A 23,107-nucleotide genomic window follows, 5' to 3' on the forward strand; every position below is an offset into this window, starting at 1 on the left:
GCCGGCAGATTTACAGTCTGCTCCCTTTGGCCACTCGGGAACCCCTCCAGGGTGTGTCTTACTCTTCACAAAGTAAGCCTAAATTGATGTTTTCCCATAAGCCCATCAATCAGGTTGTTCTCTTAACTCTCGAAAGAGGTAAGAAGAATATGGTGGAGGGAGACGGATTCGAACCATCGAAGGCAGTGCCGGCAGATTTACAGTCTGCTCCCTTTGGCCACTCGGGAACCCCTCCAGGGTGTTTTTTCCTAACGCATAATGGATAGGCTAAAGAGATGTTTTTCCCAACGCATCTCTCAAGTGCGGAGCGCATCATAGCAAACACGCTAAACCTGTAAAGGGTTTTTCTTATGGTTTTGTGTTAAATGCTGCCTTTTTGGGCAAAGATGGCGAAAAGTACGCATATTGCTCGTGAAGTGAACATCTATACTAAGGTTTACGTACTGATAGGTAACACCTTGAGGTGACTGGCTTTCTGTATTGCGTTCAATGTGTCTAAAACATGATGAAACGTAAATGGAATTTAATCTAGATTTACACTTCTTGACGTTACAGCATTCATCAGTTGATAGAATACGGTTAATTTCATTTATAGATATTAAACCTTACTTGCAGACCATTATTATGAAGCATAAATCTGTTTTAACCCTGCTTAGCTTGTCTATTCTTATGGCGTCTCCAGCCGTACTTGCTAAACGTATGGGCCCTAGCACTGTCACTGTTGTTACTGAGCAGGTTGATATTCACCAAGTTAGCCAATCTCTTTCGTTGGTCGGTAAGTTAGAAGCCGAGCAATCGGTAATGATCACTTCTGAAGTGGCTGGCAGAGTGGACTCTATCAACATTAAAGCCAATCAAGATGTCACTAAAGGGCAGATGTTGGTTCAGCTTGATGACGACAAAGCGAAAGCGGCGGTTGCAGAGGCTCAAGCTTATCTAAAAGACGAGCAACGTAAGCTAGCGGAATTTCAACGCCTAGTGAAACGTAACGCGATCACGCAAACTGAAATTGACGCTCAGAAAACGAACGTAGAGATCGCCAACGCTCGTTTAGCTGCTGCAAATGCCAATCTGAAAGATCTTCACATCAGCGCGCCATTCTCGGGCACTGTTGGTTTTATCGACTTTAGCCGCGGTAAAATGGTGACTGCAGGTACCGAACTCGTGACCTTAGATGACCTATCGGTAATGCAATTAGATCTGCAGATCCCGGAGCGCTACCTTTCTAAACTGTCTAAAGGTATGAAAGTAACGGCTCGCACTAGCGCATGGGGCGACACTCAGTTCACTGGTACTGTAGTAGGCATTGATTCTCGTATTAACGCTGAAACCTTGAACCTTCGAGTTCGAATCCACTTCGACAACAATAATGATTATCTAAAGCCAGGTATGTTAGTGGCGGCGGATATGGACTTCCCACCAGTGGAAGCGCCAATCATTCCAGTTCAAGCGCTTGAGTATTCAGGTACGAAGCGTTTCGTTTATGTTATCGACGAAGATAATAAAGCAACTCGTACAGAAGTTTTCCTTGGGGCACGTATCGATAACGAAGTCGTGATCGACAAAGGCATCGAAATTGGCCAGAAGATCGTGGTGCAAGGTATCGTGAACATGCGTGACGGCGTCTTGGTTCAAGAGCTTGCCGTTAATCGCCCAGCTGATGCAGCAAGTGATAAAAAAGCACAAGAAGGCGCTAACTAATGTTGTTATCTGATGTTTCTGTAAAGAGACCAGTAGCGGCCGTCGTATTGAGCCTACTATTGGTTGTGTTTGGTATTGTCTCTTTCAATAAGCTCGCGGTTCGTGAGATGCCAGATATTGAAAGCCCGGTAGTATCGATCAGTACTCGTTATGAGGGTGCGTCTGCCACCATCATTGAAAGCCAAATAACCTCCAACCTTGAAGACCAGTTATCCGGCATCAGTGGTATCGATGAGATCGAATCCACAACGCGTAACGGTATGTCGCGTATCACGATTACTTTTGAGCTTGGTTACGACCTCAATACCGGTGTGAGTGATGTTCGTGATGCTGTAGCTCGTGCGCAGCGTTCATTGCCCGATGAAGCCGACGACCCAATTGTTTATAAGAACAATGGTAGTGGTGAAGCTTCGGTCTACATCAACTTAAGTTCGACGGAGATGGACCGAACGCAGTTAACCGACTACACCGAACGTGTGTTGATTGACCGCTTTAGTTTGATTTCTGGCGTGAGCTCGGTGGATATCTCAGGTGGCTTGTACAAAGTAATGTACGTGAAGCTGAAACCTGCGCAGATGGCGGGTCGTGGCGTTACTACCTCGGACATCACTTCTGCGTTAAACAGTGAGAACATTGAAAGCCCAGGTGGTGAAGTACGTAACGATGCGATTGTGATGTCGGTTCGTACTGCTCGTTCTTACACTGAAGCTGAAGATTTCGAATACCTAGTCGTTAAACGTGCCTCTGATAACACACCTATCTACTTGAAAGACGTAGCGGATGTTTACATTGGCGCAGAAAACGAGAACTCGACCTTTAAGAGTGACGGCGTTGTTAACGTAAGTATGGGTATCGTGCCTCAGTCAGATGCGAACCCACTTGAGGTGGCTGACTTAGTCCATAAAGAAGTCGAAGCAATTCAAAAGTTCTTGCCAGACGGTACTCGTTTAGCTGTCGACTATGACTCAACTGTCTTTATCGACCGTTCAATCTCTGAGGTTTACAGCACGCTCTTTATCACGGGCGGCTTGGTTATCCTTGTGCTTTATATCTTTATTGGTCAAGCACGTGCAACACTTATTCCAGCGGTAACCGTACCTGTATCTCTGATCTCGTCGTTTATTGCCGCGTACTACTTCGGTTTCTCTATCAACCTGATTACCTTGATGGCACTTATCCTGTCGATTGGTTTGGTGGTAGATGATGCGATCGTGGTGGTTGAGAACATTTTCCACCATATTGAACGTGGTGAGTCACCGCTGCTTGCGGCCTATAAAGGTACTCGTGAAGTAGGCTTCGCGGTAATCGCAACAACGCTTGTATTGGTAATGGTATTCCTACCAATCTCGTTCATGGACGGCATGGTTGGCCTATTGTTTACCGAGTTTTCTGTATTGCTTGCGATGTCGGTGATCTTCTCGTCGCTAGTCGCATTAACGCTAACGCCAGTGCTAGGCAGTAAGATCCTTAAAGCGAACGTTAAACCAAACCGTTTCAATTTGTTTGTCGAGCGCGTATTTGGCAAGCTTGAGTCTGGATACCGCGCGGTATTGCGCCGTGCTCTTAACTGGCGTTGGGCCGCTCCAATCATCATTATCGCGTGTATGGGCGGTAGTTATGGCTTGATGCAACAAGTGCCGTCGCAACTGACGCCACAAGAAGACCGTGGTGTTATATTTGCGTTTGTTCGTGGTGCCGATGCAACCAGTTACAACCGTATGTCTGCCAACATGGACATCGTTGAAGAACGCTTAATGCCATTGCTTGGTCAGGGCTTCTTGAAGTCATTCAGTATTCAATCACCAGCGTTTGGTGGTAATGCGGGTGACCAAACGGGCTTCGTAATCATGATCCTAGAAGACTGGGATGAGCGTGACGTTACCGCACAAGAAGCGTTGAACGAAGTTCGTAAATCGTTGAACGGCATTCCAGATGTGCGTGTATTCCCGTTCATGCCGGGCTTCAAAGGTGGTTCAAGTGAGCCTGTTCAATTCGTACTTGGCGGTTCTGATTACTCTGAACTTCAGAAGTGGGCAGAGCTCTTAAAGCAAGCGGCTGAAGATTCTCCAATGATGGAAGGCGCGGACATCGATTACTCTGAGAAAACACCAGAGCTATTGGTAACCGTAGATAAGCAGCGTGCAGCAGAGCTAGGTGTTAGCGTTTCAGACATTTCAGATACGTTAGAAATCATGCTTGGCGGCCGCAGTGAAACGACCTTCGTTGACCGTGGTGAAGAGTACGACGTGTATCTGCGTGGTGATGAAAACAGCTTCAACAACGCGAACGATCTAAGCCAAATCTACATGCGAACTCAGTCTGGTGAGCTGGTTACACTTGATACGCTGACGCACATTGAAGAAGTGGCTTCATCGATTCGTTTGTCGCACTACAACAAGCAGAAATCGGTGACCATTAAAGCGAACCTAATGGAAGGTTACACGCTGGGTGACGCGCTCGATTTCCTTGATGAACAAGCGATTGAACAGCTACCGGGCGATATTTCAGTGAGTTACTCTGGCGAGTCAAAAGACTTTAAAGAGAACCAATCAAGTATCTTAGTGGTATTTGCGCTAGCGATGCTGGTCGCGTACTTGGTACTGGCCGCGCAGTTTGAAAGCTTCATTAACCCGCTGGTGGTGATGTTCACTGTACCTATGGGTATCTTTGGTGGCTTCTTAGGTTTGGTGTTGATGAATCAAGGGCTCAATGTCTACAGCCAGATTGGTATGATCATGTTGATCGGTATGGTGACCAAAAACGGTATCTTGATCGTAGAGTTTGCTAACCAACTTCGTGACCGTGGCATTGAGTTTGAAAAGGCGATCATTGATGCTTCTGCTCGACGCTTACGTCCAATCATGATGACGGCATTCACGACGCTGGCTGGTGCAATTCCATTGATTACTTCAACGGGCGCAGGCTATGAAAGCCGAGTGGCTGTGGGTACGGTTATCTTCTTCGGTATGGGCTTCGCGACATTGGTTACTCTGTTCGTAATTCCTGCGATGTACCGACTGATTTCAGGATCAACACGCTCTCCGGGTCACGTGGAAGCGGAACTTAATAAAGAGCTTAGCCATGACAACGTGGGAAGAACCAGTCACGGTTAATGAACACGCACGATTAATGAACACGGAATAGTGTAACAATATTGAAAAGCCTGCGTTTGCTCCTAGCGAATTGCAGGCTTTTTTTGTATAACAAACAGAGCTCAACGAATTAATACAATAGATCGAATAAAGGAAAGTAAAGTGGCTGAATTTAAATACAAAGATCTTTCTCAAGAAGAACAAGATAAGCTGGATGCAGCAACCTTTCGTCGCCTGCTAGCACACCTAGATAACAATAAAGATGTGCAGAACATCGATCTGATGATCTTGGCTGGCTTCTGCCGAAACTGTTTCAGTAAATGGTACAAAGCGGAAGCAGAGCAACAAGGCTTAGACTTGGATATCGATGACGCTCGTGAGCGTGTATACGGCATGACTTACGATGAGTGGAAACAAAACCATCAACCAAAAGCGACGCCTGAACAACTTGCGGCATTTGAAGCGAAGCAGAAGCCAGAGTAATTTGTTCTCGTTAGTGGCTGATTAATAGAATGAATAAACAAAAAGGGCCCATCAAGGGCTCTTTTTTATTTCTAACTACCGGCTTATATGAACTTAAGCCAACTCACTCGTTTGAGAGAAAGCTTCTAGCTTCGCTGCATAAGGTTGTAGGTCTCCGATATTCAGATTTACCCACTCGTCATTGAAGTAAGTGTCTAGGTAACGCTCACCACTGTCACACAGTAAAGTCACGATAGAACCTTTTTCTCCACGTGCTTTCATTTCACTGGCTAATTGAAGCACACCGTACATGTTAGTCCCGGTTGATGCGCCGACCTTGCGACCAAGAATGTCAGATAACCAATGTGTCGTTGCGATACTTGCTGCGTCTGGGATTTTACGCATTTCGTCAACCACACCAGGAATGAAGCTTGGTTCTGCTCGTGGGCGACCAATGCCTTCAATCTTGCTGAATGTACTACATTTCACGTTCGCATTGCCTGTTTGGAAGTATTCGTGGAATACAGAGTTCTCAGGGTCCACAACACAAAGCTTAGTTTCATGTTGTTGGTAGCGAATGAAACGGCCAATCGTCGCTGAAGTACCGCCAGTACCTGGGCTCATTACTACCCAAGCCGGAACTGGGTGATCTTCCATCTGCATTTGATTGAAAATCGAGTTCGCGATGTTGTTGTTACCACGCCAGTCGGTTGCGCGCTCAGCGTAAGTAAATTGATCCATGTAGTGACCATTCAATTCTTCTGCTAAACGGCGAGACTCATCGTAAATTTCATCTGAGCGGTCCACAAGATGCGCTTGGCCGCCGTAGAATTCAATTTGCTCGATCTTTTTCTTCGCTGTGCATTTTGGCATTACCGCGATAAATGGAAGGCCAAGTAGACGAGCAAAGTACGCTTCAGATACCGCAGTACTGCCCGATGAAGATTCAATAATTGTTGTTTCTGGGCCAACCCAACCGTTACAGATAGCGTATAAGAATAGAGAACGCGCTAAACGGTGCTTTAAAGAGCCTGTAGGGTGTGTACTTTCATCTTTAAGGTAAACATCAATGCCTTCGATACTTGGTAGATCGAGCTTGATAAGGTGCGTATCCGCTGAGCGTTGGTAGTCCGCTTCAATTTTACGAATCGCGTTGTTAATCCATTGATGGTCAGTGCACATAAACGTTCTCCTGATCGAGTGTAGGAATTCTTTGTAATTGGTATGGTTCTAATTTATCTATAATCGGAGAGAAAAACTTTGCCATATTTGCTTTGTTTTGCTTAAATTGTAGAAAATTATTCTCTTTAAATGCGATTTGGTGAAAGTGTGATAGATGCCGTAGATAAAAAAATATTAGGGTTACTGCAAGAAGACAGCACCCTGTCATTGAACGATATTTCTGAAGCGGTCAATCTCACTACAACGCCTTGTTGGAAAAGGCTTAAGCGCCTCGAAGAGAACGGTATTATTGAGAAAAGGGTCGCGTTATTGAACCCGGAAAAACTGGATCTTTCCTTTACTGCGTTCGTATTGGTGAAAACCAGTGATCATTCTCATGAGTGGTATGGTCGTTTTGTGAATACTGTGTCGGAATTTCCAGAAGTGATGGAGTTCTATCGCATGGCTGGCGAATATGATTATATGATGAAGGTTCAGGTTAAAGACATGAAGTGCTTTGATGACTTCTATAAGCGCTTGGTGAATAGCATTGATGGTATCTCTAATGTGACCTCGACGTTTGCGATGGAACCATTGAAGTACACGACAGCATTGCCGCTTTAAGCTGCGCCTAGTAATAGATTAACTATCGCTTTAGTTTAACTATCTTCTCAGTTTAGATCTCGTCTCTGCGATAAAGAAAAGGATTATTAATGTTTGCAAAAGTATCTACCGCTATCCAGCTGGTACTGGCGGTCGCCATTTTTTACTTGGGTTACACCATCTACTCATTGACTAATAAAGTCGGTGAAATCGTTGATACTTACCCGCAAGTTATCGAAGACATATCGGGCCTCACCAAAGGGCTCAAAGTAGAAGAGCTATTAGCGCTTGCAGAACATGTCAGCGATCTTGCTCCTCAGGTGTTAAACACTGTCGAAGAAGTTAGAAAGACGATCGATGATGTGAATCAAACCGTAGCCTCGGTCGACAACAAAATCCCTGCGATATTAGATGAAGTGAAAAATGTTCGAACGGAAGTCGAGCAGGTAAGAACCGATGTTATTCCACCAACATTAACTGAATTAAAGAGATACCGCGTAGACGTAATGCCACCAATGCTCGCTGAAAGTAAGTCTTACCGCGAACAGACTATTCCTGTCATCGTCACGGAATCTGAAATGCTACGAGCGGAAGTCCCAGGTATTTTGGCACAAGCTAATTTGTTAGCTGATAAGAGTAAGGAACTCGCTCAGGGAGCCGCTGAGGGCGCGGTGAAAGGCGTAGTGTTATCGCCATTTAACCTTCTACGAGACGCAGGTGATGGCATTAAAACGCGAGTTCAAGGCGAGTTTGAGCCAACGTTAGAAGTTGAGTAGGTTTTATTGATTTTTGCGTGACGAGTTTTCTTAAGCGTCATTAAAGAAAGAGGCTAGGTATTAAACCTAGCCTCTTTTTGTTTGTGCGTATTTGGGGCTTGTAAGAAGCGTTTATCCGCTATTTATTTGAGTGCTATTTAGTAAAACGCATCACACCTTCTTGTACTGCTGTCGCTACCAGCTCACCTTTCTGGTTGAAGATCTCGCCGCGCACTAGGCCGCGAGTGTTCGCTGCCGTTGGGCTTTCAATCGCATAAAGCAGCCATTCGTCCATTTTGAATGGGCGGTGGAACCAGATTGAGTGGTCAATCGTCGCCACTTGAAAATTTGGCGTCATGATAGAGACTTCATGTGGGTGAAGCGCCGTCACTAAGAATCCCCAATCCGATGCGTAGGCAAGCAGGTATTGGTGGATCAAGTGGTTGTCTGGCATTGCGCCATTTGCTCTTACCCAAAGGTACTGCTTCGCTTCCGCCTTCTTAGGATTGAGCGGATTCACGACCGTCACAGGGCGCATTTCAATCGGCTTTTCGCCACAGAAGGTTTTGCGCAGTTTCTCTGGTAGGAACTCCGCAATGTGACTCGCTAACTCGGTTTCAGATGCAAAGTTCTCTGGCCCAGGAATATCAGGCATTGAAATCTGGTGCTCAAACCCTGGCGCATCGCCATGATAAGAAGCAGTGAGATAGAAAATAGGGCGGCCATTTTGAATCGCTTTTACACGGCGTGTGCTGAAGCTGCGTCCATCTCGTAGGTTCTCAACATCGTAAATGATTGGCTTTTCAGGATCGCCGGGAAACAGAAAATAACTGTGGAACGAGTGAACACTACGGTCGTCTTGAACGGTATAACGAGCAGCAGAAAGCGCTTGTCCCAATACCTGACCGCCGTATACCTGTGGTAGGCCTAGGTTCTCACTTTGCCCACGGAATAAACCTTCTTCCAGTTTTTCTAGCTGAAGTAAACTTAGTAATTCTTGTAAAGGTTGACTCATCGCCAGCATTCCTCTTCGTAAAATGGGTGTCAGATTATGGTGTTAATCATTTAGCTTAGTCAGATATCTGTCAATAAATCATAGGGTTTCAAGACAGAATATGAAAGCTCTCTTATAATTGGTGAGTAGATTTGCCGAGTCCGGCAAACATGTTGAGAGAAATTGAATATGAAAAAGGCTCTAATTCTTATTACGTCTTTAGTATCGTTTGGCCTACTTGTTGGTTGCCAAGCAACATCAGAAACGAGCGCTTCTCAAGAAGTGGTTGCAGAGAACACTCAAGTGATTTCAGGAACAGTAAGCTACCGTGAAAGAATTGCATTGCCAGAGAATGCAGTGGTTACCGTTACGCTAGAAGATATCTCACTGGCTGATGCACCATCGACGGTTATCGCAACTCAAGAGTTCACCACAGACGGTAAGCAAGTACCGTTCGCATTCGAGCTGAGCTACGACAACGACAAAATTAAAGCTAACCACCGTTACAACATGCGCGCATCGATTCATGTTGACGGTAAACTGCGTTTCATAACGGACACGATTAAGTCAGTAATTACTGATGTAGAAAATACACAGCAAGCAGACCTACGTTTGGTTGGTGTTCGTTAATCAGAAATCGATGCCACTGTTAAGGCATCTTGATTAACGTCTTTCGATAAATGGCAGCTCTAGGGCTGCCATTTATATATTCTTAGTTTGATCTTTCCGGCATCACTCACTTCAACCCCTTCTTTAACCAAATGCCGCTTTTGTCGGTCGAATGAATCGTCCTTTAAAGAGATCTCTCCCTTGCTGTTTATCACTCGATACCAAGGCAGTTTGCTACCTTCTGGCAGGTTACCCAGCGCTTTACCAACATGGCGCGCATAGCCCGGAAATCCTGAAAAACGTGCTATGTCTCCATAAGTTGTTACTTTTCCATATGGAATTTGGTGAATCACAGCAAAGATTTGGCTCAAAAATTGGTCCATACTAAATGTTCCTAGTTCATAAATACCAATCACAGTAAGTAAGTGTTCAAAAATAGCGCAGGGAAAAAGCTTGAGAGCAAGGCAGCTCTTTTTGATAAGAAGCTTTGATAAGTAGTTATTCTCCAATCAAAAAATCTAACGAGGTTATCGAGTTTTTTAACAAGCTAGGGTGACCAGTTAATTACTACGATTGGTATGGTACCACGGATCGGTAGAAGGAGAGGGCTATGGTATTTACAACGTTTCAGTTCTTGATCACCACATTATTAGCGGTTGTTTGCGCGAGAGCAATCAGTTTAAGTGAGGGAGATATCCCGGTGCTTGCAATGGTCATTCCTGCCTTATGGATTTTACCGCAGGGAGGCATAGCAGGATTAGCTTTGCTTGCTGCCATGACCACTTATGGTCTAACCCTTCCTTTGCAGCCTATCACGCTGTCTGTCAGTGCGTGGGTACTGTTCCCGCTATTGATGGTGGTCTTTTCAAGACGCAGTAGTTTGTCGGTCGTGATTATTTCCGGCTTGATTGTGACTACTTTGCAGGTCGGGATCATGGTGACACAATCAGCAGGCAAGCTTGAAGGCGTCCCGTGGGTTACCACACTTCAAACCTTATCAATCATCGTGATTTGGTGGGCGGCAAATCATCTTAAGCCTGCTAGCCGACACAGCTGGTGGTCATTAGGCTTAATACTTCCATTATGGATAGCCGATTTACCTTATGCCGCTTTGGTTGCCTTGTGTGTAACGGGCATCATGGCATCGATGGAAACGCTGACGCGCTTGAAAACCTTCCGCTGGAATAAACTATTATGTTGGACACTGCCAACGGTTGGTTTTGCGGCTTTGGTGATTACCCCAAGTATCGAAGTACCTAGTCCAGTTTTTGTAGTATGGTTGTGTCTATTAGGCACCGCGTGGATGACAGACTACATCATTCGCACAGAAGATAACGAAGATATCGATATCTAGTACTCCAGCAATCCAAACCTTCCAAATGCAGGTAAATGGTGAATTTACCTGCGATTTTCTAGTGGTTTGAATAAAGGATAAGCACTTAGACCGCAATTGTTCAAAAATAGGGTGGAAGGGCTTGCAATGGTTGCTGTGATGCTTAATAATCCCATCACTCTTTGAGGCAAGCCTCTTAGAAAACGAATCTATGGGGGCCTGGTCCTCCCGCAACAATAGCTCGTGAACTCGGTCAGGCCTGGAAGGGAGCAGCCGCAGCGAGTGACTTGTGTGCCGGGATGTGGCTGGGTTCCCACCCCTTATGATGTTTGCAAACTAACTTAGCATAAATTGCAAAGAAGTTAGCAAATTTGCACTATAAGTCAGCATAGTCTATTTTTTGTTGTAGGTTTACAACAAAAGTGATGCGCACTATGTTTGACCAAACCAAAAAATCCTCTCACGTTCACAACATCTGCAAGTTCATGAGCTTGAAAAATGATGCTGTTGTTCGCACTCTCTCTGTTTTAGAGTTCGATTTTTGTTTCCATCTCGAATATAACCCTGATGTTAAAGGGTACATATCTCAACCACACGGTTTTTATTACTACTTTAATGGTCGCAAGTGTCGTTATACGCCAGATTTTTTAGCCGATAATCATAACGACCAATCTACTCTTATTGAGATTAAGCACTCAAGCCAGATTTTAAAACCAGACTTCAGGCTCCGATTTGCTGAAAAACAGCGAGTAGCACTAGAAGAACAAGGAAAACGCCTTGTTTTAGTGACAGAGAAACAAATTCGTATTGACCCAATATTTAGTAACTTAAAGCTGTTACATCGTTACTCTGGTTTGCATACCATCACTAAAGCGCAAAAGTCTGTTCTCGGATTTATACAACGTAGACAGAAAGTACAATTACGCGAAATCTCCGACCACTTAGGACTGTCTGAGCATGAAACTCTGATATCAACACTCTGTTGGCTATCGTCAGGGAGAGTTAATACTGATATTAGAAGCTCTGATTTTGGTTTGAATAGCTACGTTTGGTGTTAGGTATGACGTCAGATTTTGATGACGTTTTTGGTTTCATTGATGAAATGGAAGCTTCTGCCAACGAAGCGGAATTAGTAACCCAAATACCGAGTGATTTATTTGAAGAAGATAAATCGTATCTCCCTTCCATTGATACCTATCCTGTAAAAACTCAACAAGAAGTATTACGACGTCTTAAAGTCATTCAATTTACTGAAAAACGTCTAAAAGGTGGGTGGACAGAAAAAAATCTTGTACCGATTTTAAATCAGGTTGAACAAGAGCTAGGGCTATCTCCACCGAGTTGGCGAGTTCTTGCCGGCTGGAAGAAAATGTATTTTGAATCAGGGAGAGCCGTTCTTTCGCTCATTCCTAAACACGCCCAAAAAGGAAATAGAACCGTTCATACAGATTCACAGTCGCTCATTGATGAAGCGATTGAAAAAAAATACCTGACTAAAGAGCGTTTAAGCGTTGCAGAGGCTTACCGCTATTACAAAAGCCGAGTAATTAAAGCCAATCAAGAAATAGTCGAAGGCAAAATCAAGCGAATTAGCCAAAGAGCATTTTATGACAGAGTGAATAGTTTACCACCCTATGATGTTGCAGTGGAAAGGTATGGAAAGCGATATGCAGATAGAGAGTTTCGTTCTGTAGGCCAGCAAATAGAGGCGACGAAACCGATGGAGTACGTTGAAATTGACCATACTCCAGTCCCTGTCATACTGATTGATGATGAATTGGATATTCCATTAGGTCGCCCATATCTAACCATGCTCTATGACAGGTTTAGTAAGTGCATCGTCGGCTTCAGCGTTAACTTTAGAGAGCCTAGTTTTGATTCCGTCAGAAAAGCACTATTAAGTACTTTGCTAGACAAGCGCTGGGTAAGCGAAAAATATCCCTCAATAACAAATGATTGGCCATGTCATGGAAAAATAGACTATCTGGTCGTTGATAATGGTGCCGAGTTTTGGAGTGATAGCCTAGAGGACTCTTTGAGACCTTTGGTGTCGGATATTCAATACAGCCAAGCTGCCAAACCGTGGAGAAAGACCGGTATAGAAAAGTTATTTGATCAACTAAACAAGGGGTTGGTTAACGCTCTGCCTGGAAAAACATTCACAAATCCCACTCAGCTTAAAGATTACGATCCTAAAAAAGAGTCTGCCGTTAGAGTTTCTGTATTTATGGAGTTAATACATAAATGGGTTATCGACCGCTATCACATGGACTCTGATAGTCGAGAAAGGAATGTTCCTTATCATAAGTGGAATGAATCGAAATGGCTTCCAAATTTCTACCAAGGACAAGCTGCGGCCGAGTTACGTATTGAGTTGGGGTTGTTAAGGCACCGGACGATAGGGATCGCTGGGATAAGGTTGCACAATTTATGCTATCAATCGGATGAGCTCATAGAGTATCGAAAATACAATTCGGTTAATTCACAAGGGAAACTCTTCGTCAGGACAAAAACCGATCCGTCGGACATAAGCGCTATCTACGTTTTTCTTGAATCAGAAAAGAAATACATAAAAGTCCCAGCGGTTGATAACAGTGGGTATACCAATGGGCTTTCGTTGTTCGAACATGAGCGAATTCAAAGAGTGCGCAGGTTGAATACCCGAAGCCTCGTCAATGAAGAGTCTTTAGCCGATACCTATCTCTATATGGAAGCTCTTATTGAAGGGGAAGCTGAGAGAATGCGTAGTTCTAAAAACAAAAAGCTCACCCAACCTAAAACAGGGAACACTTCTAAGATTGCAAAATACAGAGATGTTGGCACGGAAGGACCTGGCTCAATCGTTAGAAAAAATGAAAGCAGTAATTCAGCATTAAACGTTGTTAGTACTCAACTATCATTGGACGATGATGATCTTGAAGAGATAGAGGGCTACTAATCGTGAATTTTACTTCCATGCAGTGTGAACAATTGAAAGCCTACGATAATTGTTTTATTGAGTACCCCGAAATTACGGAGATCTATTCGATATTTGACCAACTTCGCTTTAATCAATTACTAGGCGGTGAACCTGAGTCATTCCTATTAACAGGCGAATCGGGAAGTGGAAAAACCGCTTTGATCAATAACTACCTTTCACGTTTCAATACAGGAACGAGTTGGTCCAAGCAAACAGTCCTAAGTACCCGAATTCCTAGTCGAGTAAATGAACAAAATACTCTGACTCAATTTCTCGTTGATCTGGACTCAAAATCAGGAGGACGTTCAGTACGAAAGAGAAATGAAATTGCACTTGCTGAAGGAGTGGTAACTCAGTTAAAACGTAAATCTGTCGAGCTCATTATTGTTAATGAGATTCAAGAGCTTGTGGAGTTTTCGACTGCGGATGAAAGACAAACCATCGCTAATACATTTAAATATATCAGTGAGGAAGCCGGTGTATCCTTTGTATTGGTTGGAATGCCTTATGCTGATGTTATCGCGAAGGAGCCGCAGTGGAACTCTCGATTGAGTTGGCGCAGAGAAATCAATTATTTTAAATTGCTTCAGGTTGAAAGTGACGCGAAAAATACCAACACTCAATACAGTATTGATGCTAAACAAAAGAAACACTTTGCTAGATTTGTGGCTGGACTAGCCTCTAGAATGGGCTACGAGCCAACGCCAATACTGACTAAGAATGAAATTCTATATCCCTTGTTTTCAATGTGTCGTGGAGAGTGTCGAAGGCTCAAGCACTTTTTGAAAGATGCCATGATAATGAGCTTTAAAGAGAACAAAAGTACGTTGAACAAATAAGTACTATCTAGGACATTTATACTGAAATTCCCCTATTTGGAGAACCCATTTGAATGTTCATTAGAACAGGTGATGTTAGAGCAAATAGATAAAGGTTCAGCGTACAATATGAGAGCGATTACAGCAGAGGATAGGATTCTCGCCCCCCGATTTACAGATGCATTACCGCTGAGTACGTTGTTAAGTACAAGTAGCCTGAAAGTATAAAACTGCGATGTTGATAACCAAATCATTGAGACGCTAGTTTTTCCAGCAACACCGCCTTCTCTTCGTCACTCATCTTGTCAATTGCGCACGCTAACTCAGCGCTCAATTCGCTCCTACAGAAAAAGTAATTCAGCGGCACATCTAACTCTTCAGCCATACGTTCAAGCGTACCAATATCAGGCACATGCCTGCCTTTCTCGTAATGATTCATACGACCGCTAGCAGAACTCTGCTCCATACCAATTTTCACCCCTAAATCTTTTTGGGTGATCTTGGCTTTTTTACGCGCAGCTTTGAGCCTCGCAGGGATGGGGTTGTCTTTTTGCACTTACACATTTCTTTTCAACCTTTAGATAACTTAGATTGTCTAAGTTTTACTGATTTTTGTATACTTAGCAATCCTAAGTTTTTATTGCCTGTAAGAGTCACATGAAGAAAGTAACCAGAATTAACCCTCACATGTTTAACCTATTGATTGAAAAAAGGATGGATAATTTCTCCGTCACAGAAGCCAGGGATGCTTTGTTAAACGGTACTTCAGCTTTCCCGAGCAAGGACGACGCGCGGAAGTATGTTTATAAGCAACTTCTATCTTTTGAGGAGAAAGGCTGGCTTTCTGTTATTGGGGCTCGTAGAGACAAACGCTACCATCAAACTAACGAATTCAAAGTGCTCACAATTGAGCCTAGATCGGCTCGAAATAGGAAAGCTAAGGTCGATTCAATAGCTGTTCAGACTCCAGAGTGCTCTCTAAATGCACTGGAGCAAGAGAAGAAACAGCATGAAGGCGAGTTGGCGATTACTCTAGGCGAGATTGAGGAATACCAATCGTTGTTAACGCGTTTCCCAAACAACAAGCAAGATATGCAGCCGCTATTTAATGCAGCAAGAGAACGCTCAGCCAAGCTATTAGGCAGAATTAATGCACTAACCAACTGGATGCAAGTTGCGCAAAGCAAGGCTCCTCAATGTTAAGAGCATGGCAAGCCGAGTGTGCAGCTCAAGCTATCGAGAAATTCACTTCAAATAAGCATTCACATTTTTTCTGCCAAGCGACCCCTGGAGCTGGCAAAACCGTTATGGCCGCCGAGGTGGCGAGTCGGTTATTTGAAAGAGGCATGATTGACTTAGTGCTGTGCTTCTCACCTTCTCTGACTGTTGCAGAAGGGATGCAAAAGACCTTTTCATGGAAACTCGAATGTTCCTTTAATGGAGGTTTGGGTTCTCTTGGGGGCTCTTACACCTACCAATCCATCCGTTTTTTGGATGAAAACTTTTGGAGCACCGTCAGCAAATATCGAGTTTTAGTCGTATTTGATGAGATCCACCATTGTTCGTTTGATGATGAGGGGCGGTCAAACTCATGGGGGCTAGAAATTGTCTCGAAGATCCAAGGCTTTGCTCGTTATACTCTGGCGCTATCGGGTACTCCTTGGCGTTCTGATCGACTACCTATTGTCATGGCCGAGTATTCTGATCCTGATGGCAAGGTTGTTTGCGATTACCAATACGGCTTGCAACAGGCCGTTGAAGATAAGGTATGCCGCCGCCCTAAAATCGTTTTAATCGATAATGAACACCTGAGCGTTAAGGCTGGCAGTGACAATCAACACTTCGCTTCTATTCTTGATTGCCTTAAACAATCCGATGTCTCTTATCAAAGCGTCATTCACAACGAAGACGCTATGAATTACATACTAAATAGCGGTTGCCAAAAGTTAGAGCAGATAAGGCAAGAGTCCCCAAGTGCTGGAGGCTTGGTGGTCGCCTCTTCTATTAAGCACGCTAAAGACATTCAAAAGCGACTTGTTGAGCACTTTAATCAATCAGCATGCATAGTGACTTATCATCACGATAATCCGTTAAATGAAATTGAATCTTTTCGTCATTCAAGCGTTCAGTGGATAGTCAGTGTTGGGATGATAAGTGAAGGAACGGATATTCCAAGGCTGCAGGTTTGCTGTCATATGAGTTCGGTAAAAACGGAGCTTTACTTTAGACAAGTCCTTGGAAGGATATTGAGAGTTAATGATTCACCCAATCAAGAAGCCTGGTTGTATACCTTTGCCGAAGAAAGTTTGATTGGGTTTGCTGAAAGAATTGAGCAGGATATTCCTGATAGCTGCATGTACATTAAACAAGATAACAACGTACCGAGTGGTGTTGATGAAATACGCCTGCAGTCAAGCACTGTATCGGAAAGCGTTCAATCTAATCGACCCCAACCAAGCTTACTTAGTTGGGGAGAAACTTCAGATATGATGAATTCAAATAATGCAGGACTCACTTTAGCTTTGGATGAGCTGAGATTAGGTCAATTTAAGCAGAGGGTTATTGCAGCGTTCACTTAAACTGTAGTAACTCATATTAGATCTTACACATCGGCTTGTTAGTCACGACTAGATCGTACAAGCCGACTTGTTGAAATCGTAACTCATTCTTGGACAATTATGATTTAGAGTATTAGCTTCAAGGCCAGACTAGCACGGGAATAAATCAAACCTTGGGGTGAGTTTTTATTCAAACAATAACGCCTCTCTCCTGTTAAATAATTCAACAAAGAGAAAGGCGCTAGATTACTAGACAGGTTATCTATAACAAGGCTAAAGCTCTATTATGAGCTTTCTTTTTTGAACAACATCAAAAGTTAACTGTCCATTGGTTTGCGATGGTAACGAGTCCTTGCTCGCTATAATATCCATCTCAAATATACAGCTATCAAAACCTTGAGTTAACTGTGCTTGCGTTTGACCAAACACTTCACTCAAGCTCTTATTGTAAGAGCCTGAATTAAGTAGATGCTCACCAGCGTTAATATCTGGTGACACAGTTCTGATATTGGTCTCAATACTATTTTTACAAGTTAGCGTTTCCACTAGGTAAGAGTATGTATGGTCTGCCTCAGGAGCCCATGATACATCTATCACTTCGCCTGCAAAGCTTGTCGTTAATGTAAAGGGTAACGGTAGTTCATTCACTGCCAGTGAACTTTGAACAACATCCCCTCTCAATAACTTTACAATGTACTCTGAGGCGCTTGCTGAAACATCTCCACCATAATAGTAAACACCTCCTTCCGCCGATGTTTCAGCTAACGAGAAGTTTAGGCTATCAACTTCAGCAACTAGCTGGTCACCGCCATTAATTGCAACATAGTTAAACGAACTATCTTGAACATATCCTTCGATTTCAGCCTCGGATGGGCTTGTTACCGATAATGCAAAGAACACTCGTAAATCAGAAGCTGCATAATCACTACTGTAACGAGTGACAGTATCCTCTGAGTTTGCAGAGGAAGAGCTACCGCCGCCGCTTCCTCCACCGCAACCTACAAGTAACGTTAACATCAGCGCACAGTATAATTTCTTAAAATGACCCACTTTTATTCTCCTTCAAAATAGGTCGTACTTTACGTGTACCAAACCAGTAGCCCAAGCACATTAAAGGAAACATTGCTAATGTCCGCCATAGGTTATTTAAACCGACTAACTGGAATAAATATACAATCCCAAAGAAATATAAAAACGATACAGCTATACACAAAGTGAAGTACGGATATTTATTGCGTACAGGCCTCAGCACTGGTGCGAATATGATCGTAATCGTATAGACAACACTTCCGAGAGCAGCCAAAAGATAATCACCTTTAAAAAAAAGAATCCCTACTCCACACCAAAGCACACTACATATAGCAGTTACATCCCATTTATCATCTCTGTTAGTCACATCTCACCACCGTATTACAACCGACTGACGCGGCATCGTTAATTGTCCCTACATTTTCTACAGTTTGCTTGATAACCGGAGCCCCAAAATACACGGTATCATCTATCATTCCAGCAGCCTTTCCTGCAGGACCAATCATCATACCAATAAAATTAGGCCAACTGGAGTCTAAACCCCATGCAGCCGTTGCCAAGTACCCCCCCGCAACAGGGTTCAATGCACCAACCCCAATCGACATCGTAGATAAAACATTCGCGCCGATTTGAGCGGTTTCTTCAGCTGTAGTTTCAAGATAATCAGACATTGGCTGTCCAGCTTCTTCCGCTAAATATGCATTTGCAGCATTTTTCTGAAATGTTTCTTTATCCACATACATACGCTGTCCTCGGTAATTTACCCAGCCCATCTCGTTATAAAGATAGATAGTAATCACACTCATAGCAGAACGCATCACTGCATCTCGACTATTCGCTCCGCTCGCAGCTGCCGCAATACCCGACACAATTATCATACCTCCAGCTTCCTGAAGCGTCAGCGTTTTATCACCGTCATGAACAATGCCACCGCCAAGCTTACCAATGACACCACTGATAAAGCCTTGCTTGAAGCTGCCACCTTGCAGCTCATGGAAGCCGCCTTGCACCACACCATGAGCGACGGGCAGAGCGGCGCCAAACGGACTTGTGCCACCCGCAGCACCATGAGCTACCCCATAGGTGACACCCGCAGACAGCCCTCCTAACACGCCAGCTTGCATCGAGTCACCAAAGTCACCTGTCGTGATATAAGTTGTAGTAAAAGAGGTACTAGCCCCTGAAGCCATCACTGCTCCTATAGTTTCTGTTCCAAAAACTCCAGCGGCTCCATACCCCATCGCGATAGCGCCAACCACCATCCCTGCCATTTGTATTGCCGGGTTTTCAAAGGTTTGACTCACCACAAAAAAGGCCATGGCCGCGGCCCACCACACCCAATGCCCCGTCGGGTCCGTATATTTTAACGGGTTGTTATAAACGTACGCGTAACGGTTGTAACTTTGGCTAAAGCTTGGTTCTGGTACGAACGTGTCCGCACTCAAGAATCGACCAATGGCTGGGTCGTAAAGTCGAGCGTTCATGTTGATAAGACCGCTGCTGTTACCGACATTTTCATGCCCAGTGAAACCGCGCATCTCAGCGTTGGTAAACATCGGTGTGGCTTGTAACTCTGCCGACGCTAAAAGCTCACCAAACGGCGTATAACCACGTTCTATTTGCACTTGCCCATTCGGGTCGGTGATTAAATCTGCCGTCCCTAACGCATCTCGATGGAAGTAAGCGGTTCGGTCAATTTGCTTTTCACTGCCAATTAACGTTTTCACGTGCTCAGCGACCGCCTGACTGTCTGCCATAAATCGGTGGCGCATCGCTGTTACAACCTTACCGTCCGCGTTGGTCGACACCTCTAACTGGTACTCAGGGCTGATGTAGTAGGTTGTGACACCATCAGACGTCTGTTTTACACGCTCTCGCTCACTGCCATACTCATACTGAGCAACCGCGCCATTGTCATTAATGTGCTTGGCCTTGTTAAACGAGTTCCAAGCGATGGTTCTTCCGCGACCTGAAACCATATTGCCGTTGGCATCATACGTGTAATCGCCAACCAATTGCCCGTTGGCATTAACATTAAACTGGCCTTGTCCGGTTTTATACGTCAAGTTTCCATACACATCATAACGGTAATCGCGTTCGACCTGAGCAACGCTGCGGTTATCGCTGTAGTGCCATTGTGTTAAACGGTCAAAATCATCGTACTGGTAGTACTCTTGTTGATTTCGGACAGCACTGACTTTGCGCAGAACGTTACCACGCTCATCGTAAGTATAATGAATGTCTCGAAGGTAGTTATCTCCCATTCCCGTCGTTATGCGTTGAACCGTTCCGCGAGAGCGGTCAATATCACGCCTTGTCAACATTCCATTACCAAAGAGTTCCCCACCAATTCGTCCAAAGTTATCACGACTGGTCGCTACCCAGACAATTTCCGCCGTATCATCGTCTAGACGTTGGTCCATTATCTCTTGAAGCTCTGCCTCCGCAACCACCAAATCATCGAGTTCATCGGTTAAGTTAGACAGTAAATCGGTTTCTTGTCTGGCTAACGCGGCATTTTGCTGAGCTTGCACAATCAATTCATTCGCGCGACGCTCTGCATTATCAGAGGCGGCTTGATAGTGGTTAGCCTGACTCTGCTTTTGGTTTGCCTGAGCACGCTGACGATTCGCAATCGCTTGATAGTGGTTTGCCCATTGATTATAAACTTGCGTTAAGTTAATACTGGCTTGAGCACCATTGAAGCAAAACTTATTGCCTTTCCACGTCGTACAGCGGTGAGTTTGAACCATCCATAATGGTACTTTAGCGGTAAAATACTCTTTCTTTTTACAATTTCCTTTCCAATCTTTCTTAGTACATCGGTCATATTTGTAATACGCGTAGCCATTTTGTGTTTTGTAGTTACTGAACACTCGATTACCAAAAGCTCGCCAGTAATATTGTGCGCTACGACGATAACTCGCGGCGCGGTTAGCATTAATATTGGCACTTCGAAATAACGAACTCGCGCTGGCGCTGAGTTTGTTGGCGGTATGTTGGTAACTATTACTTTTGGCAAACAACTGCGCTGCCGCTTGACGTAAACGCTCAGACTCTTCGATATAAAATTGCGCACTTTTCTCAAGCTCATAAGCCTGCATCTCGAGTTCAACAATGCGTTCTGAGGTGGCTTTTAACGCTTCCTCAATTTGCAGGTATTGGCTATCCCAAATATCAGAATAAGGGATACTCATTCGCTTAAGCAGACCATTCACATCGTAATCTTTATCTAAGTTCATCCCCGACGGGAAAGTCACCCGACTGAGACGACCTTCTTCATTGTACTCGTAGTAGGTCGTGTACTCTGAGCCATCAATGGATAGGGTCATCGATTGAGTGCGTCCCAACGCATCGTACGTATAACGACGTTGGCTACTGTCACTGCTGGAGGCATCCAGTCCGCCTTTCAACGATTGGTCATACTGCCATTGATTGATTTCATCTGGGCGAGTTTCATTGATTTTACGACCGAGTGCATCATAAGTGAACGTGGTGCGCTGTCCTTTCGCATTCTGTTGCCAAACCAGCTCCCCCCACGCGTTGTGACCATACGTCCAAGTGCCCATCGCAGGGTCAATCATCTTGGTTTTATAACCGAGCTGGTCATAACTCAGCTCCGTTATCAGCCCATTGGTATCGGTTTGTGTGAGGTTACCGACTGCATCATAGGTATAACGTAGGGTTGACTGACCATTTTCTACGATTTGGACCGTTTGTCCCAAACCATTGGTTTGCTCAACCTTCTCAAATGTACCGGGGCCCGTTATTGTTGCGGTTAAACCTTGATAGCGAGTGGTCGCAACAAGGTCACCGACATCTTCCGTTGGTTGAGTTTGAGCAGTAGGTCGACCTAGCGCGTCATAAGTAGTTTGTAACCAGTACGTCGCATCCCCTGCAAAATACCCCTCGAAATAAGGCACAGTTTCCCCAACGAGCTGCCCTTTAACATCGTAAGCCTTATCAACCATCACGGTCTTACCATCACCGTTCAATTGCTTGGTGCGTACTTCACGCCCCAACTTGTCAAAATACGTGGTCGATAAACCGCCCTGAGAGGTTTGCGTGGTCACCATGAAGACACTGCGGTCACCCAGCGTCAATCCGTGTTGGTCTAGGCCGGCATCGGCGCCATCGCTCCATTCATAAACTTGCTCAACCCAGTTACCATCGGGCAAAGTTTTCTTAATTTCTCGACAATAATCGTCATAAGTAAACCGGGTCATCAACCCATTCGCATCGGTGACGGTGTCGGGCAATCCACACGAGTTGTTATAAGTGGTCGTGACAAAGTGACCAAGGGCGTTGGTATGTTTCGTCACTCGACCTAAAGCATCGTACAGGGTCGTCGATTGACGCGTTTCACCACTGCCAGTCGTACGCTCTAAGGTGCGAAATCCGCTGGCATTGTAGTCAAATTGCGTCGTTAACGAGAGTGCATGTCCAGGCTCGACGGTTTGCTTAACCAAAGCCCCGGTATTTGCATCATAAGAAAAGGTCGTATTTCTCGTTTGAGAATCGTGACCATTGGATTTGGTCACAGATACATCACGAGGTTTTCCGATTAACCAACGCTGCGTATCATGCTGATAGCGTGTGCTCGTTTTTTCAACAAATCGTTCACCATTACCATCCTCGACCGTTCGTGTGATGGTATCGGGGAAATTAAGCGCATCGTAACCTTGATATTGCGTAACCGTATGGGTCAAAAGGTTTCCTGATGTATCCCAAGCTGATTGACGGCTTTCAATCATTTGTGGCCAAGACTGCCCAGCGATAGGAGACGTCACCTCACGATAGTCAAATTCACTTTGAGCAATCTTTTGGTTATTGATTCGCGTTTGTGTACGCTCAGCATAGGGTGTCCAATCACTGCTGTAGCCGGTCACGGTGGAGGTGAGAGTGTGGCTCGCTAAGTCTTTGGTTTGTATTTCCCCAAATCCGAGCAGGCCCTTATCAGGGTGAGCGTGATACCCTCTATAGAAGTACTCAGTACGGTTCATACCGCCTATGCCATTACTGCGCTTAAGTGC

Annotated in this window: 17 protein-coding genes, 1 tRNA gene, 1 other RNA gene and 1 pseudogene; 13 read left to right on the forward strand and 7 right to left on the reverse strand. The window is 44.5% G+C overall.

All coding sequences use genetic code 11. From position 1 onward, the window contains the following. Positions 1-150: 150 nt before the first annotated feature. Positions 151-235: transfer RNA gene (locus tag AB6D93_RS10755), tRNA-Tyr, on the reverse strand. 389 nt (positions 236-624) lie between these two features. Here AB6D93_RS10755 and AB6D93_RS10760 point away from each other — a divergent pair. The 3 genes from AB6D93_RS10760 to AB6D93_RS10770 all read left to right on the forward strand — a co-directional run bounded on the left by AB6D93_RS10760 (position 625) and on the right by AB6D93_RS10770 (position 5,276). Continuing rightward, entirely contained in the window at positions 625-1,701 is a 1,077-nt protein-coding gene (locus AB6D93_RS10760; protein ID WP_050644646.1) for an efflux RND transporter periplasmic adaptor subunit, read from the forward strand. Beyond that, entirely contained in the window at positions 1,701-4,814 is a 3,114-nt protein-coding gene (gene vexH / locus AB6D93_RS10765; RefSeq protein ID WP_102333423.1) for a vibriobactin export RND transporter permease subunit VexH, read from the forward strand. Before AB6D93_RS10760 ends, vexH begins: the two co-directional genes overlap by 1 nt. 141 nt (positions 4,815-4,955) lie before the next feature. Further along, positions 4,956-5,276: a DUF1244 domain-containing protein gene (locus AB6D93_RS10770; RefSeq protein WP_004736423.1), complete on the forward strand. Its 321-nt coding sequence runs from the start codon at positions 4,956-4,958 to the stop codon at positions 5,274-5,276. Positions 5,277-5,369: 93 nt separating this feature from the next. Here AB6D93_RS10770 and AB6D93_RS10775 read toward each other — a convergent pair whose 3' ends face one another. Continuing rightward, positions 5,370-6,437, reverse strand: a complete 1,068-nt coding sequence (locus AB6D93_RS10775) for a PLP-dependent cysteine synthase family protein (RefSeq protein ID WP_102333422.1) — start codon at positions 6,435-6,437, stop codon at positions 5,370-5,372. Between the two features lie 129 nt (positions 6,438-6,566). On the opposite strand from AB6D93_RS10775, the gene AB6D93_RS10780 reads away from it, so the two are divergent. Both AB6D93_RS10780 and AB6D93_RS10785 read left to right on the forward strand, forming a co-directional pair. After that, positions 6,567-7,040: an Lrp/AsnC family transcriptional regulator gene (locus AB6D93_RS10780; protein WP_017062025.1), complete on the forward strand. Its 474-nt coding sequence runs from the start codon at positions 6,567-6,569 to the stop codon at positions 7,038-7,040. Positions 7,041-7,129: 89 nt separating this feature from the next. Further along, positions 7,130-7,795, forward strand: coding sequence for a hypothetical protein (locus tag AB6D93_RS10785; RefSeq protein ID WP_017070264.1), 666 nt, complete (start codon positions 7,130-7,132; stop codon positions 7,793-7,795). Between the two features lie 133 nt (positions 7,796-7,928). On the opposite strand, the gene tesB is transcribed toward AB6D93_RS10785, so the two are convergent. Next, positions 7,929-8,789 (reverse strand): acyl-CoA thioesterase II, encoded by an 861-nt coding sequence (gene tesB / locus AB6D93_RS10790; protein WP_102333425.1) that lies wholly within the window; start codon positions 8,787-8,789, stop codon positions 7,929-7,931. A 168-nt stretch (positions 8,790-8,957) separates the two neighbouring features. On the opposite strand from tesB, the gene AB6D93_RS10795 reads away from it, so the two are divergent. After that, on the forward strand, positions 8,958-9,398 hold the full coding sequence (locus AB6D93_RS10795; RefSeq protein ID WP_017058951.1) for a YbaY family lipoprotein: 441 nt from the start codon (positions 8,958-8,960) through the stop codon (positions 9,396-9,398). A gap of 59 nt (positions 9,399-9,457) precedes the next feature. Here AB6D93_RS10795 and AB6D93_RS10800 read toward each other — a convergent pair whose 3' ends face one another. Next, the gene (locus AB6D93_RS10800; RefSeq protein WP_102333421.1) at positions 9,458-9,760 is read right to left on the reverse strand and encodes an MGMT family protein; all 303 of its coding nucleotides are present in this window, start codon (positions 9,758-9,760) and stop codon (positions 9,458-9,460) included. Positions 9,761-9,987: 227 nt separating this feature from the next. On the opposite strand from AB6D93_RS10800, the gene AB6D93_RS10805 reads away from it, so the two are divergent. The 5 genes and pseudogenes from AB6D93_RS10805 (at position 9,988) to AB6D93_RS10825 (ending at position 14,715) form a co-directional block, all read left to right on the forward strand. Beyond that, positions 9,988-10,731: a hypothetical protein gene (locus tag AB6D93_RS10805; RefSeq protein ID WP_017070265.1), complete on the forward strand. Its 744-nt coding sequence runs from the start codon at positions 9,988-9,990 to the stop codon at positions 10,729-10,731. A 196-nt stretch (positions 10,732-10,927) separates the two neighbouring features. Further along, an RNA gene (gene ffs / locus AB6D93_RS10810) (signal recognition particle sRNA small type) lies at positions 10,928-11,024 on the forward strand. Between the two features lie 120 nt (positions 11,025-11,144). Next, on the forward strand, positions 11,145-11,768 hold the full coding sequence (locus tag AB6D93_RS10815; RefSeq protein WP_102333420.1) for a TnsA endonuclease N-terminal domain-containing protein: 624 nt from the start codon (positions 11,145-11,147) through the stop codon (positions 11,766-11,768). A 2-nt stretch (positions 11,769-11,770) separates the two neighbouring features. After that, complete coding sequence (locus AB6D93_RS10820; RefSeq protein ID WP_102333419.1) at positions 11,771-13,648, forward strand: Mu transposase C-terminal domain-containing protein; 1,878 nt, start codon at positions 11,771-11,773, stop codon at positions 13,646-13,648. A gap of 17 nt (positions 13,649-13,665) precedes the next feature. Next, positions 13,666-14,715: pseudogene (locus AB6D93_RS10825) on the forward strand (TniB family NTP-binding protein). 22 nt (positions 14,716-14,737) lie between these two features. Here the strand turns inward: AB6D93_RS10825 and AB6D93_RS10830 are convergent. Continuing rightward, on the reverse strand, positions 14,738-15,043 hold the full coding sequence (locus AB6D93_RS10830; RefSeq protein ID WP_102333418.1) for a helix-turn-helix domain-containing protein: 306 nt from the start codon (positions 15,041-15,043) through the stop codon (positions 14,738-14,740). A 101-nt stretch (positions 15,044-15,144) separates the two neighbouring features. Here AB6D93_RS10830 and AB6D93_RS10835 point away from each other — a divergent pair, with 101 nt between their 5' ends. Both AB6D93_RS10835 and AB6D93_RS10840 read left to right on the forward strand, forming a co-directional pair. Beyond that, a complete protein-coding gene (locus AB6D93_RS10835; RefSeq protein ID WP_102333417.1) occupies positions 15,145-15,690 on the forward strand; it encodes a hypothetical protein in 546 nt (181 codons plus the stop codon). Further along, a complete protein-coding gene (locus AB6D93_RS10840) occupies positions 15,684-17,066 on the forward strand; it encodes a DEAD/DEAH box helicase (RefSeq protein ID WP_102333416.1) in 1,383 nt (460 codons plus the stop codon). The genes AB6D93_RS10835 and AB6D93_RS10840 overlap by 7 nt, the downstream gene beginning before the upstream one ends. 252 nt (positions 17,067-17,318) lie before the next feature. On the opposite strand, the gene AB6D93_RS10845 is transcribed toward AB6D93_RS10840, so the two are convergent. Both AB6D93_RS10845 and AB6D93_RS10850 read right to left on the reverse strand, forming a co-directional pair. Beyond that, complete coding sequence (locus AB6D93_RS10845) at positions 17,319-18,095, reverse strand: hypothetical protein (protein WP_102333415.1); 777 nt, start codon at positions 18,093-18,095, stop codon at positions 17,319-17,321. A gap of 338 nt (positions 18,096-18,433) precedes the next feature. Beyond that, positions 18,434-23,077 (reverse strand): RHS repeat domain-containing protein, encoded by a 4,644-nt coding sequence (locus AB6D93_RS10850; protein WP_240799478.1) that lies wholly within the window; start codon positions 23,075-23,077, stop codon positions 18,434-18,436. Positions 23,078-23,107 lie beyond the last annotated feature (30 nt).

The organism is Vibrio sp. 10N.247.310.23 (genome assembly GCF_041467155.1).
GTDB lineage: Bacteria > Pseudomonadota > Gammaproteobacteria > Enterobacterales > Vibrionaceae > Vibrio > Vibrio crassostreae_C.